Genomic DNA, 13,619 nt, shown 5'->3' with positions numbered 1-13,619 from the left:
TCCGCCAGCATTCGCTTGACCTGCAAACGAAAAAACCCGCCAGAAGGCGGGTTTTTCGGGGGGGCAGAGATTTTGAAAGCCTTCTCTGGAACCTTGTCTGGCTCCACGACCTGGACTCGAACCAGGGACCCAGTGATTAACAGTCACTTGCTCTACCAACTGAGCTATCGCGGAATGGCGCCTATGTTACTGATTCAAAAAGAGAAGTCAAGCGTCTGATAGCAACTTGACCGATTCGTCGGGACAGACGGCGGTTAATCGGTCGTGGGCGGTTACCAGAATCGTTTCAGAGGTCTACCATGGCCGCCCGGAAGTGGTCACACGCGCTGCCGGCCATTCGCCGAAAAGGTACGCGCCATGAACCATTCAATCCTTACACCTCTCAACAACGGGGTGTTCGCATGAGCATCGCTCAGATCAGCTTGCCCAAAGGGGTTGGCCCGCACGCCGAAAAACTGTTCGACGCAATCACTCAGGCCAGCAACGCCGAGGAGTTGAACCGTGCTGGCGGCAAGGCCGAAGGGTTTGTTCTGGGGCTGGAAAGCACCAAGGCCATCAAGAGTCAGGTGGCGGAATCGCTCTACGTCGCCTATGACGACGCCGCCAGTCAGCGTGCCACCGAACTGGCTTAACCGCCGAAGGTAAGGGTGCCGAGCATCAGTTTGGCATAGAGCATCGTGGCGCCCAGTTGCACCAGCCACAAGGCCAGGCCGCCAAGAAATACGCCCGCAGCGACTTGCAGCACCAGGTTGTTGCCGCGTTTGGCTGGGGTGCGAGGCACGAAGTGGTCCAGCTCATCGCGGTCAGCGCGTAGGTCATCGTTTTTCATGGGGGGGGCTCGTAAAATTCCTGGATGTACACAAAACCTGTAGGAGTGACGGTGCGGCGATCCGACCTGCTCGCGATAGGGCCATCACATTCAACATCATTGTCGCCCGACAGTCTGCTATCGCGAGCAGGCTCACTCCTACAGGTTGAATGGGGGGAGTTTAGAGGGCGCAGCCACTGCTTTGAGAATTATCTGCGACAAATAAAAAACGGGAAGCCCATCGGCTTCCCGTTTTCGTACTACCGGGCGACTCAGATCACCTGAACGATGGCGTCCGTTACGGCCTTGATGTTGCTTTGGTTCAACGCAGCCACACAGATGCGGCCGGTGTCCAGGGCGTAGATGCCGAACTCGGTGCGCAGGCGGGTGACTTGCTCAACCGTCAGGCCGGAGTAAGAGAACATGCCACGCTGGCGGCCCACAAAGCTGAAATCGCGCTGAGGCGCGTTTTTTGCCAGGGTGTCGACCATCTGGATGCGCATGCCGCGAATTCGCAGGCGCATTTCAGCCAGTTCTTCTTCCCACTGGGCGCGCAATACCGGGCTGTTCAGCACAGCGGCAACGATGCTTGCACCGTGAGTAGGCGGGTTGGAGTAGTTGGTACGGATGACGCGTTTGACTTGCGACAGTACGCGCGCGCTTTCTTCTTTGGACTCGCTGACGATCGACAGCGCACCAACGCGCTCGCCGTACAGCGAGAACGATTTGGAGAACGAGCTGGATACGAAGAACGTCAGACCCGATTCGGCGAACAGGCGCACAGCGGCGGCGTCTTCGTCGATGCCATCGCCGAAACCTTGATAGGCCATGTCGAGGAACGGTACGTGACCCTTGGCTTTGACGACTTGCAGCACGTTGTTCCAGTCGGCAGGGCTCAGGTCCACGCCGGTCGGGTTGTGGCAGCAGGCGTGCAGCACAACGATCGAGCCGTTTGGCAGGGCGTTCAGGTCTTCCAGCAGGCCGGCACGATTAACGTCGTGGGTCGCGGCGTCGTAGTAGCGGTAGTTCTGTACCGGGAAACCGGCGGTTTCGAACAGTGCGCGGTGGTTTTCCCAGCTTGGGTCGCTGATCGCTACAACGGCGTTCGGCAGCAGTTTCTTGAGGAAGTCGGCACCGATTTTCAGTGCGCCGGTGCCGCCCACCGCTTGGGTGGTGATGACGCGGCCAGCGGCGATCAGTGGCGAGTCGTTGCCGAACAGCAGTTTCTGCACTGCCTGGTCGTAGGCAGCGATGCCGTCGATTGGCAGGTAGCCACGGGAAGCGTGTTGAGCGGCGCGAATTGTCTCGGCTTCGACAACGGCGCGCAGGAGTGGAATTCGCCCCTCCTCGTTGCAGTAAACACCGACCCCCAGGTTGACCTTGTTGGTACGGGTATCGGCGTTGAATGCTTCGTTGAGGCCCAGGATTGGATCGCGTGGTGCCATTTCGACAGCGGAGAACAGGCTCATTTTTGCGGCGGCTCTGAATGGAGAATGGAGGGACGTGTCGCGCTCCAGCCGAATGCACTAGAGCGGTGCACAAACGGGGAGCTAGTATAGAGGCCATCTGCGATCGATGGCGACAGACGATTGGGCTTTTCCGTTAAGTTTTTCCGATTATTTTCCGACCGTTAGTCGAATGCTGACGTCAAACGATTCGCCGGATGTAGGACGTTTGCCTTGAAAGAGCAGGCAATCGACTCCACATTGAGCACAATCCAGTTTTTTCCTCGGGCGGTTTTAGCCGTTTGCGGTCTTTTTCGTTGCTGTCCCATTTGACCGGGCAGGCGCGAATCCAGGGGTATTGAATGTCTGAATTCCAGCTAGTCACCCGCTTCGAGCCCGCCGGCGATCAGCCAGAAGCCATCCGCCTGATGGTCGAGGGCATCGAAGCCGGGCTGGCGCACCAGACGTTGCTCGGTGTGACCGGCTCCGGCAAGACCTTCAGTATCGCCAACGTGATTGCACAAGTGCAGCGTCCGACGCTGGTGCTGGCGCCGAACAAGACCCTGGCCGCGCAGTTGTACGGCGAGTTCAAGGCGTTTTTCCCGAACAACGCGGTGGAGTACTTCGTTTCCTACTACGACTACTACCAGCCCGAAGCCTACGTGCCGTCGTCCGATACCTTCATTGAGAAAGACGCCTCGATCAACGACCACATTGAGCAGATGCGTCTGTCCGCAACCAAGGCGTTGCTGGAGCGCAAAGACGCGATCATCGTCACTACCGTGTCGTGCATCTACGGCCTGGGTAGCCCGGAGACCTATCTGAAGATGGTGTTGCACGTGGATCGCGGCGACAAACTCGATCAGCGTGCGCTGCTGCGTCGCCTGGCGGACCTGCAATACACCCGCAACGACATGGACTTCGCCCGTGCGACTTTTCGGGTGCGTGGCGATGTGATTGATATCCACCCGGCGGAATCCGATTTCGAAGCGATCCGCATCGAACTGTTCGATGACGAGGTCGAGAGCCTGTCGGCGTTCGATCCGCTGACCGGCGAAGTGATCCGCAAGCTGCCGCGCTTCACCTTCTATCCGAAAAGCCACTACGTGACGCCGCGAGAAACCCTGTTGGGCGCCGTCGAAGGGATCAAGGTCGAGTTGCAGGAACGCCTCGATTATCTGCGCACCAACAACAAACTGGTTGAGGCCCAGCGTCTGGAGCAGCGCACCCGCTTCGACCTGGAGATGATCCTCGAACTGGGCTACTGCAACGGGATCGAAAACTACTCGCGCTACCTGTCCGGCCGTGAATCCGGTCAGGCGCCGCCGACGTTATTCGACTATCTGCCGGCTGACGCCTTGTTGGTGATCGACGAATCTCACGTCAGCGTGCCGCAGGTCGGCGCCATGTATAAGGGCGACCGTTCGCGTAAAGAGACGCTGGTGGAATACGGTTTCCGCCTGCCGTCGGCGTTGGATAACCGGCCGATGCGTTTCGACGAGTTCGAAAGCATCAGCCCGCAGACGATTTTTGTCTCGGCGACGCCCGGCAATTACGAGGCAGAACATGCAGGCCGCGTCGTTGAACAGTTGGTGCGTCCGACGGGGCTGGTTGATCCGCAAATCGAAATCCGCCCGGCGCTGACCCAGGTCGACGACCTGCTTTCGGAAATCACCAAGCGCGTTGCGCTCGAAGAGCGGGTTCTGGTCACGACCCTGACCAAACGCATGTCCGAAGACTTGACCGATTACTTGGCCGACCACGGCGTTCGCGTGCGTTATCTGCACTCTGACATCGACACGGTAGAGCGAGTCGAAATTATTCGTGATCTGCGCTTGGGCACCTTTGATGTGCTGGTGGGGATCAACCTGCTGCGTGAAGGCCTGGACATGCCGGAAGTGTCGCTGGTAGCGATTCTCGATGCGGACAAGGAGGGCTTCCTGCGCTCCGAGCGCTCGCTGATCCAGACCATCGGCCGGGCGGCACGTAACCTCAACGGCCGGGCGATTTTGTACGCCGACCGCATCACTGGCTCTATGGAGCGGGCGATTGGCGAAACCGAGCGGCGGCGCGACAAGCAGATCGCCTTCAACCTGGCCAACGGCATCACGCCCAAGGGCGTGTTCAAGGACGTCGCCGATATCATGGAAGGCGCCACCGTGCCGGGTTCGCGCAGCAAGAAGCGCAAGGGCATGGCCAAGGCTGCCGAGGAAAGCGCCAAGTACGAAGCGGAATTGCGCTCGCCGGGCGAGATCGCCAAGCGGATTAAAGCCCTGGAAGAGAAGATGTACGCGTTGGCGCGTGATCTGGAGTTTGAAGCGGCGGCGCAGATGCGTGATGAGATTGGCAAGTTGCGGGAGCGGTTGATTACTGTCTGAGATTTGCGGTGCCTGTCAGGCCGCCATCGCGAGCAAGCTCGGCTCCTACATGTAGGAGCCGAGCTTGCTCGCGATAGGGGCGTACTCGGTCTTAGTGTGCTTCCCCAGCCTTAATCCCCTCTGGCAATTTCTTGGTCAACAAGATCGCCAGCATGCTCACCCCCAGCGCAATCCCGACAAAGTGAAACGCATCGTTGTAGGCCATGATCGACGCCTGTTGGTGCGCAATCTCGCTGATCTTTGCCAGTGCCGCCGTCTCATTGCCTAGCCTGTCCGCCATCGACGACAGCCGCTCGGCCACCTGCGCATTGCTCGGCACAATGGCTTCGCGCAAATAATCAAAGTAGGTCTTGGTTCGCGCATCCAGCAGGGTGGCGAGGAGGGCGATGCCAATCGCGCCGCCGAGGTTGCGCAGGATGTTGAACAGGCTCGACGCCGACCCCGCGTCCTGCGGCAAGATATACGCGGTGGCGATCAGCGAGATGGTGACCATGATCAGCGGCTGGCCCAGCGCGCGGATGATCTGGATCTGATTGAACTGTGGCCCGGCAAAGTCCGGGTTCAGCACTCCCGATGAAAAACTCGCCAGCCCGAACAACCCGAATCCCAGGGTGCACAGCCACTTTGGCGAAATGTACTTCATCAACTTGGGCACTAGCGGAATCAAAAACAGTTGCGGCACGCCCATCCACATGATCACTTCGCCGATCTGCAGGGCGTTGTAGTTCTGGATCTGCGCCAGGTACAGCGGCAACAGATAAATCGAGCCATACAACCCGACCCCCATCCCCAGGCTGGAAATACTCGACAGGCCAAAGTTGCGATTGCGCAGGATGCCGAGGTTGATCAGCGGGTTGGGTTTGGAAAACTGCACGATCACAAAGGTGATCAGGCTGATCAGTGCGATGCTGCCCAGGGTCACGATCAGGTTCGATTCCAGCCAGTCCTTGCGGTGACCTTCCTCCAGAAACACCTGCAAACAACCGAGCCCGACGCCGAGGGTCAGAATGCCCATGTAGTCGGTGCTCTTGAGCAATTCCCAATGCGCTTCTTTCTTCTCCAGGCCATACATCAGGCCGGCGATCATGAGCAGGCCCGGCGGTATGTTGATGTAGAAAATGTATTCCCAGCCCCAGTTTTCGGTCAGCCAACCGCCCAGCGTCGGGCCAATGGAGGGCGCGAAGGTGGCGGTCATGGCGAACATGGCCATGCCTTTGGCGCGGTGGTGTTCCGGGAGTTTGATCAGCGTGAGGGTGAAGGCCAACGGGATCAGCGCGCCCCCGGTGAAGCCCTGCAAGGCGCGGAAGACGATCATGCTTTCCAGGCTCCACGCCATGGAACACAGCAGCGAGGCGACGAGGAATCCCAGTGAAACCCACACCGCCAGCCGTCGTGCGGACAGCAACTGCACCAGCCACGCCGTCAGCGGAATCATGATGATTTCCGCTACCAGGTACGAGGTGGAAATCCACGAGCCTTCTTCCAGGGTGGCCGACAGGGCGCCCTGAATGTCCTTGAGCGAAGAGTTGGTGATCTGGATGTCGAGCACGGCCATGAAGGCGCCGAGCATCACGCTCATCACCGCGATCCAGTCCCGCCGGGTCGGTTCGCCGACCGGGCGGATCAGTTGATCACCGGCCATCGTCAGGGGCGTCTTTGATGTTCACTTTAGCGGTGACAGACATGCCCGGGCGGATCTTGCCTTGCAGCGGATTGTCCGCGGCGAAGGTCAGTTTGACCGGAATCCGTTGGACGACTTTGGTGAAGTTGCCCGTGGCATTGTCCGGCGGCAACAGGCTGAACTGCGCGCCCGAAGCGGCGAACAGGCTGTCGACTCGCGCCTTGATCGGCGTGTCGCTGTAGGCGTCGAAAATCAGTTCGGCGCTCTGGCCAGGCACCATGTGGCCGATCTGGGTTTCCTTGAAGTTGGCTTGAATCCAGATGTCCTGGTCCGGGACGATCGACAGCAAATACGCGCCGGCCTGCACCACCTGGCCTTCGCGGGCGGCGCGCTGGCCGATCAGGCCGCTGATGGGCGCGTGGATTTCGCTGCGGGTCAGGTTCAGTTCGGCTTGCGCCAGGTCGGCCTTGGCGTTGGCGATCTGCGCGTCAAGACGTTTGATCTCAGCGGTCAGGGCGTTGACCTGCTGGCGTTGGCTCTGAGCGTCCGCCTGAGCCTTGACGACCTGCGAGCGCGCGATGTGGTTATCGGCGGACAGGGTGGTCACCCGTTCTTCGGAAATAAAACCGGGTTTGCGCAGGGTTTGGGCGCGAGTCAAATCGATGAGCGACCGGCCGAGGCTCGCCTGGCTGGACGCGACTTGCGCTTCACTGGCCGCGATCAGGCTCGATTGTTGGGTCAGCTTGCTTTGGGCTTGCAGGCGTTCGGCCTCGCGAGTGGCGAGGGCAGCGCTGGCGCGGTCAACGGCGAGGTGGAAGTCGGCGCCTTCAAGCTTGACCAGCAACTGGCCTTTTTCGACATGCTGGTTGTCGTGCACCAAGACTTGGTCGATGCGCGCGCTCAACTGGCTTGAGACGCGGGTAATCTCGCCCTGGACATAGGCGTTATCGGTGCTTTCATAAAATCGCCCCTTGAAGAACCACTGGGCAAAGAAGGCCCCGGCAATCAGCAGGACGAGCAACAAGAAAATAAACAGGCGACGCTTGAGTTGGGCAGGCATGGGGCAGACTGTAGTCGAGAAATTGTAAGGAAAGTTATCAGCAGGTGAATCTGTCATACAGCCGACAAGCGGTAAATGCCATCGGTTGATATTCGGCCATTCACCACGCCATACGCGCTCTGTAGACGCAAACTTGGCTTAAATGCCCTGTTCACTGGAGCGGGGCGGGTATCGCCTGTTACCATTCGCCCTTTGTTTTATCTTCATTTCGAGACTTGCCATGACCACCGTCCGCACGCGCATCGCGCCATCGCCTACCGGGGACCCCCACGTAGGTACCGCTTACATCGCTTTGTTCAACTACTGCTTTGCCAAGCAGCATGGCGGTGAGTTCATCCTGCGGATTGAAGACACCGACCAGTTGCGTTCGACCCGCGAGTCCGAACAGCAGATTTTCGACGCCCTGCGCTGGTTGGGCATCGACTGGAGCGAAGGCCCGGACGTCGGTGGCCCGCACGGTCCCTACCGTCAGAGCGAGCGCGGCGATATCTACCAGAAGTATTGCCAGCAACTGGTTGAAATGGGTCATGCCTTCCCGTGCTTCTGCACCGCCGAAGAGCTGGACCAGATGCGCGCCGAGCAAATGGCACGCGGCGAAACCCCGCGTTACGACGGCCGTGCGCTGTTGCTGTCCAAGGAAGAAGTCGCCCGTCGCCTGGCGGCAGGCGAGCCGCACGTCATCCGCATGAAAGTGCCGAGCGAAGGCGTGTGCGTGGTGCCGGACATGCTGCGTGGCGATGTCGAGATCCCGTGGGATCGCATGGACATGCAAGTGCTGATGAAGACCGACGGCCTGCCGACGTACTTCCTGGCCAACGTGGTCGACGACCACCTGATGGGCATCACCCACGTATTGCGTGGTGAAGAGTGGCTGCCCTCGGCGCCGAAACTGATCCTGCTTTACGAGTACTTCGGCTGGGAACAACCGGAGCTGTGCTACATGCCGCTGTTGCGTAACCCGGACAAGAGCAAGTTGTCCAAGCGCAAAAACCCGACCTCGGTGACGTTCTACGAGCGCATGGGCTTCATGCCGGAAGCGATGCTCAACTATCTGGGCCGCATGGGTTGGTCGATGCCGGACGAGCGCGAGAAGTTCTCGCTGCAGGAAATGGTCGACAACTTCGACTTGAGCCGTGTCTCGCTGGGCGGGCCGATTTTCGACATCGAGAAGCTGTCCTGGCTCAACGGCCAATGGCTGCGTGATCTGCCGGTGGAAGAGTTCGCCTCGCGCCTGCAGACCTGGGCGCTGAACCCGGAATACATGATGAAGATCGCGCCGCACGTTCAGGGCCGCGTTGAAACCTTCAGCCAGGTGGCTCCGCTCGCCGGTTTCTTCTTTGCCGGCGGCGTGAATCCGGATGCCAAATTGTTCGAATCCAAGAAGCTTTCGGGCGATCAGGTTCGTCAGTTGATGCAGTTGATCCTGTGGAAGCTGGAAAGCCTGCGTCAGTGGGAAAAGGACAGCATCACCGCGACGATTCAGGCAGTGGTCGAATCGCTGGAATTGAAGCTGCGTGACGCCATGCCGCTGATGTTTGCCGCGATCACAGGCCAGGCCAGCTCGGTGTCGGTGCTGGATGCGATGGAAATCCTCGGTCCGGACCTGACTCGTTTCCGTCTGCGCCAGGCAATTGACTTGTTGGGCGGCGTGTCGAAGAAGGAAAACAAGGAGTGGGAAAAACTCTTGGGCAACATCGCCTGATCCACTCCGTTCCCGTGTAGCAGCTGCCGAAGGCTGCGTTGGGCTGCGCAGCGGCCCTTTGTGGCCGCTACACATTTTGTCTGAAAGGGCAGGGTGGCCGAATCGCGAGTGCTGCGCACTCGAACGCAGCCTGCGGCAGCTGCTACAGGGACGGATCTGGCCTCGGATTTACGGGGTTCGGCGGTAAGTGATTGTTATGTCGGCAAAAAACTTTGAAATATTTTAAAAATAAGTTTGACAGCTTTTCGATCCGCCATTAAGATTCGCCCCGTCCTCAGCGATGAGGGGCTATAGCTCAGCTGGGAGAGCGCTTGCATGGCATGCAAGAGGTCGACGGTTCGATCCCGTCTAGCTCCACCAATTTACACTTCAAGGTCTGGCCACACCGGCCTTGAAGCGATCAACACTCAGCGTTGATCTGTTGTATAGAAGGGTTTGCGTCCCCTTCGTCTAGTGGCCTAGGACACCGCCCTTTCACGGCGGTAACAGGGGTTCGAGTCCCCTAGGGGACGCCAGTTTTACAGAAGCAGTGTCGCAAGATGCTGCTCCGCCGCCAGGCGATAAATCGGGGCTATAGCTCAGCTGGGAGAGCGCTTGCATGGCATGCAAGAGGTCAACGGTTCGATCCCGTTTAGCTCCACCAATTTTACAGTTCAAGGTCTGGCCACGCAGACTTTGAATCGATCAGCTCTCAGCACTGATCAGTTGTATAGAAGGTTTTGCGTCCCCTTCGTCTAGTGGCCTAGGACACCGCCCTTTCACGGCGGTAACAGGGGTTCGAGTCCCCTAGGGGACGCCACGATTACCCGCTATGCGGGATTTTATAAGGGTCATTCAATTATTGAATGGCCCTTTTGTTTGTCTGGCGTTTGGCCAAATCCCCCTAATTCTTTCAAACTGTTCTTCAGACCAGCGGTCACATCCACGACTTGCGTAAAATTATTATGAGAATAATATTCTAGTCGTAATATTCGGAGGCAACGATGAACGATAAAAAAGCACAAACCCGCGAACGCATCCTCAAGGCTGCCAGTGCAGCGCTGATCCAGCGCGGCCCGGCAGAGCCGAGCGTGGGCGAAGTCATGGGCGCAGCCGGCCTGACCGTCGGCGGCTTCTACGCCCACTTCGAAAGCAAGGACGCCATGATGCTGGAGGCCTTCAAGCAATTGCTGGGTCACCGTCGTGACCTGATTGCTGACATGGACGCCCAGTTGACTGGCGAAGAGCGTCGCGCGTTGGTGGCGGCTTTTTACCTGTCACGCAAACACCGTGATTCCTCCGAGTCGGCGTGCCCGATTCCGGCTTCTGTTGGTGAACTGGGGCGGCTGCCGGACGCGTTTCGTGTCGCACTCAATGAGCATGTGGAAATGATGGTCGCGCAGTTGGCGGCCAGCCCGGAAGACACCGACAAGGCCCTGGCTGACATGGCGTTGATGGTGGGTGGTTTGGCTCTGGCGCGGGCGCTGGGGCCGGGAGAGTTGTCCGATCGATTACTGCGCGCCGCCAAATCTGCGGTGCAGTGACCTGAAGGCTGCGGCCTGGGGAGAATGCGATGAGCACGTTGAAGTGGGTTCGTGGCGTTAATGGCACCTTGGGCTGGTTCGCCCCGAAACTGGTCGCGAGCAAAATGCGACTGGCATTCATGACGCCGCGAGAACTGCCGCCGCGTGATTGGGAGCTGCCGTTGCTGGCGAAGTCCGAACGCATCACGCTGCGTTTCGGCCTTTCGGCGCTGCGCTGGGGGCAAGGCCCTGCGGTGTTGTTGATGCACGGTTGGGAAGGTCGGCCGACTCAGTTCGCCAGCCTCATCGCCGCGCTGGTGGAGGCCGGTTACACCGTGGTCGCCCTCGACGGCCCGGCGCATGGTCGCTCACCCGGTGAAGAAGCCAACGTCGTTCTGTTCGCCCGGGCCATGCTGGAAGCCGCTGCCGAACTGCCCCCGCTGCAAGCGGTCATTGGTCATTCGATGGGGGGCGCCAGTGCCATGCTCGCCGTGCAGTTGGGCCTGCGTACCGAGACCCTGGTGACTATCGCTGCTCCGGCGCGAATTCTCGGGGTGCTGCGCGGTTTCGCCAAGTACGTACGACTGCCCCCCAAAGCCCGCTCGGCATTCATTCGTCAGGTTGAGAAAGACGTGGGCATGCGCGCGGCGGCGCTGGATGTGGCGCACTATCAACTCGACATGCCCGGTCTGATCGTCCATGCCGAGGATGACTGCTACGTTTCGGTCAAGGAATCCCAGCTGATCCACGAAGCCTGGTTCGACAGCCGCTTGTTGCGCCTGCAAGAGGGTGGCCATCAGCGGGTGCTGGCGGATCCTCGGGTCATTGATGGCGTGCTATCACTGTTGGCCGGTCGCAGCCTGCAATCGCGCCAATCGGCGTAGGCATCCGTTACACTGCCCCGGTCGACATTATCTGACCGGGAGTGGGGCATGAGTTGGGATCGGGCAACGCCATTTATCATTGATCTGCAAGTAGGCGCCGAGGACATCGATGGGCTGGGTCACGCCAATAATGCGGTGTACGTGACGTGGCTCGAGCGCTGTGCCTGGCGCCACTCGCAGCGTCTGGGCCTTGATCTGGTCGAGTACCGGCGGCTGGACCGGGCAATGGCGGTCGTGCGGCACGAGATCGATTACCTGGCCGCGGCCTATGAGGATGACGAATTGCAGTTGGCGACCTGGATCGTCGATTGGGATCAGCGCCTTAAAATGACCCGACACTTCCAGTTGAAGCGCCCGAGCGACAACACCACCTTGCTGCGGGCTCAAACCACCTTCGTCTGCATCGAGCTGTCGACCGGCAAGCCCAAGCGCATGCCGGCCGAGTTCATCGAGGGCTACGGCCCGGCGCTGGCAGTCGCGATCTAACCTGTCTTCGCTGGCCTCATCGCGGGCAAGCCCGGCTCCCACAGGGGTCGGTGCTGGGCACAGATTTGTGTACGATGCTAACCCTGTGGGAGCCGGGCTTGCCCGCGATGGCGTCTGCACAATCGTCACCGTCCGGTCTGACGAAATACCTTCTGCGCGCCGAAACCAGTAAACTGCCGCACGTTTTTCGTCGAGTGTGTTTTTCATGCAAATTGCTTTGGCGCCCATGGAGGGGTTGGTCGACAACATCCTGCGGGACGTGCTGACCCGTGTGGGCGGTATTGATTGGTGCGTGACCGAGTTCATCCGGATCAACGATCAACTGCTCACGCCTGCCTACTACCACAAGTTCGGCCCTGAACTGCTGACCGGTGCCCGCACCGCCTCCGGCGTGCCGCTGCGCGTGCAACTGCTGGGTTCCGATCCGGTGTGCCTGGCCGAAAACGCCGCGCTGGCGTGTGAGCTGGGTTCTGAAGTCATCGACCTGAACTTCGGTTGCCCGGCCAAGACCGTCAACAAGTCTCGCGGCGGCGCGGTGCTGCTCAAAGAGCCTGAACTGCTCAACGAAATCGTCGAACACGTGCGTCGTGCGGTGCCTGCGCACATCCCGGTGACCGCCAAGATGCGCCTTGGTTTCGATAGCCCGGACGGCTCGCTGGTGTGTGCCACAGCCCTGGCCGAAGGCGGCGCGGCGCATATCGTGGTGCATGCCAGGACCAAAACCGATGGCTACAAACCACCGGCGCACTGGGAGTGGATCCCGCGAGTGCAAGAGGTGGTCAAGGTGCCGGTGTTTGCCAATGGCGACATCTGGAGTGTCGAAGACTGGCGTCGTTGCCGCGAAATCAGCGGCGTGGAAGACATCATGCTCGGTCGCGGCCTGGTCTCGCGTCCGGACCTGGCCCGGCAAATCGCGGCGGCACGCGCCGGTGAAGCCGTCGTCGAGATGACCTGGGCCGAGCTGTTACCACTGATCCAAGACTTCTGGCTGCAAGCTAAGGCGCAGATGACTCCCCGCCAATCCCCCGGTCGCTTGAAGCAGTGGCTGGCCATGTTGACGCGCAATTATCCGGAAGCCGTCGAGCTGTTTACTGTCCTGCGTCGCGAGACCGAGCTGGATCAGGTCAGTCGTTTGTTGGGCCTGAGACTCCCGGAAGCGGCCTGAAAAAAATCTCGAAATAATCTCTTGAAATGCAATCAGCGGTCCCTATCTAAGGGTTACGCGATGCCGAATTCGGGTCGCGGAGACAAAAAACCTTGCTGATGTTTTCAGGAGATTTGAACCATGACTACTGCATTTTCCCTGGCCCCACTGTTCCGTTCCTCGGTGGGTTTCGACCGTTTCAACGATCTGTTTGAAACCGCCCTGCGTAATGAGCCAGGCAGCACCTACCCACCTTACAACGTGGAAAAACACGGTGATGACCAATACCGCATCGTCGTCGCCGCCGCCGGTTTCCAGGAAGAAGACCTGGACCTGCAAGTCGAGAAAGGTGTGCTGACCATCAGTGGTGGCAAACGTGACGCGAGCGAAGGCGTGACCTTCCTGCACCAAGGCATCGCCCAGCGTGCGTTCAAACTGTCGTTCCGCCTGGCGGATCACATCGAGATCAAAGCCGCTGACCTGCGTAACGGTCTGTTGAGCATCGATCTGTTGCGCATCGTTCCAGAAGAGGCGAAAGCCAAGCGCATCCCGATCAACGGGACGCAAAAACCGGCTCTGCAGCACTAAG

At 59.5% G+C, this 13,619-nt stretch carries 12 protein-coding genes and 5 tRNA genes; 12 read left to right on the top strand and 5 right to left on the bottom strand.

From position 1 onward, the window contains the following. Positions 1-98: 98 nt before the first annotated feature. A tRNA-Asn gene (locus tag C7534_RS11935) sits at positions 99-174 on the bottom strand. 227 nt (positions 175-401) lie between these two features. Between C7534_RS11935 and C7534_RS11930 the strand changes: the two genes are divergently transcribed. Further along, complete coding sequence (locus C7534_RS11930; RefSeq protein ID WP_046027137.1) at positions 402-632, top strand: hypothetical protein; 231 nt, start codon at positions 402-404, stop codon at positions 630-632. Here the strand turns inward: C7534_RS11930 and C7534_RS11925 are convergent. Then, on the bottom strand, positions 629-829 hold the full coding sequence (locus tag C7534_RS11925; protein WP_077430544.1) for a hypothetical protein: 201 nt from the start codon (positions 827-829) through the stop codon (positions 629-631). The genes C7534_RS11930 and C7534_RS11925 overlap by 4 nt on opposite strands. A gap of 251 nt (positions 830-1,080) precedes the next feature. Next, positions 1,081-2,277, bottom strand: a complete 1,197-nt coding sequence (locus C7534_RS11915; protein ID WP_109785884.1) for an amino acid aminotransferase — start codon at positions 2,275-2,277, stop codon at positions 1,081-1,083. Between the two features lie 338 nt (positions 2,278-2,615). Between C7534_RS11915 and uvrB the strand changes: the two genes are divergently transcribed. Next, a complete protein-coding gene (gene uvrB / locus C7534_RS11910) occupies positions 2,616-4,631 on the top strand; it encodes an excinuclease ABC subunit UvrB (protein WP_109785883.1) in 2,016 nt (671 codons plus the stop codon). A gap of 91 nt (positions 4,632-4,722) precedes the next feature. Here uvrB and C7534_RS11905 read toward each other — a convergent pair whose 3' ends face one another. Continuing rightward, on the bottom strand, positions 4,723-6,213 hold the full coding sequence (locus C7534_RS11905) for an MDR family MFS transporter (RefSeq protein ID WP_177412239.1): 1,491 nt from the start codon (positions 6,211-6,213) through the stop codon (positions 4,723-4,725). Positions 6,214-6,262: 49 nt separating this feature from the next. Beyond that, the gene (locus C7534_RS11900) at positions 6,263-7,312 is read right to left on the bottom strand and encodes an HlyD family secretion protein (protein ID WP_109785881.1); all 1,050 of its coding nucleotides are present in this window, start codon (positions 7,310-7,312) and stop codon (positions 6,263-6,265) included. A gap of 220 nt (positions 7,313-7,532) precedes the next feature. On the opposite strand from C7534_RS11900, the gene gltX reads away from it, so the two are divergent. The 10 genes from gltX to C7534_RS11850 all read left to right on the top strand — a co-directional run bounded on the left by gltX (position 7,533) and on the right by C7534_RS11850 (position 13,618). Beyond that, complete coding sequence (gene gltX, locus C7534_RS11895) at positions 7,533-9,014, top strand: glutamate--tRNA ligase (protein ID WP_008037650.1); 1,482 nt, start codon at positions 7,533-7,535, stop codon at positions 9,012-9,014. Between the two features lie 284 nt (positions 9,015-9,298). Further along, positions 9,299-9,374 (top strand) — tRNA-Ala (locus C7534_RS11890). A gap of 79 nt (positions 9,375-9,453) precedes the next feature. Beyond that, a tRNA-Glu gene (locus C7534_RS11885) sits at positions 9,454-9,529 on the top strand. Between the two features lie 52 nt (positions 9,530-9,581). After that, positions 9,582-9,657: transfer RNA gene (locus C7534_RS11880), tRNA-Ala, on the top strand. A gap of 80 nt (positions 9,658-9,737) precedes the next feature. Continuing rightward, a tRNA-Glu gene (locus C7534_RS11875) sits at positions 9,738-9,813 on the top strand. A 184-nt stretch (positions 9,814-9,997) separates the two neighbouring features. Next, on the top strand, positions 9,998-10,537 hold the full coding sequence (locus C7534_RS11870; RefSeq protein ID WP_046026906.1) for a TetR/AcrR family transcriptional regulator: 540 nt from the start codon (positions 9,998-10,000) through the stop codon (positions 10,535-10,537). A gap of 29 nt (positions 10,538-10,566) precedes the next feature. Continuing rightward, positions 10,567-11,400 (top strand): alpha/beta fold hydrolase, encoded by an 834-nt coding sequence (locus C7534_RS11865; RefSeq protein WP_109785880.1) that lies wholly within the window; start codon positions 10,567-10,569, stop codon positions 11,398-11,400. Between the two features lie 48 nt (positions 11,401-11,448). Beyond that, complete coding sequence (locus tag C7534_RS11860; protein WP_077430540.1) at positions 11,449-11,886, top strand: acyl-CoA thioesterase; 438 nt, start codon at positions 11,449-11,451, stop codon at positions 11,884-11,886. Between the two features lie 205 nt (positions 11,887-12,091). Then, entirely contained in the window at positions 12,092-13,051 is a 960-nt protein-coding gene (locus tag C7534_RS11855; protein WP_046026903.1) for a tRNA dihydrouridine synthase, read from the top strand. Between the two features lie 120 nt (positions 13,052-13,171). Continuing rightward, positions 13,172-13,618 carry an Hsp20 family protein gene (locus tag C7534_RS11850; RefSeq protein ID WP_046026902.1) on the top strand — a complete coding sequence of 149 codons (447 nt, stop codon included), beginning with the start codon at positions 13,172-13,174 and terminating at the stop codon, positions 13,616-13,618. Position 13,619: the final 1 nt, after the last annotated feature.

Source organism: Pseudomonas sp. OV226 (assembly GCF_003148705.1).
Classification (GTDB): domain Bacteria; phylum Pseudomonadota; class Gammaproteobacteria; order Pseudomonadales; family Pseudomonadaceae; genus Aquipseudomonas.
Note: the sequence above shows the minus strand (reverse complement) of the source record. Positions and strands in the feature narration are given on the sequence as shown.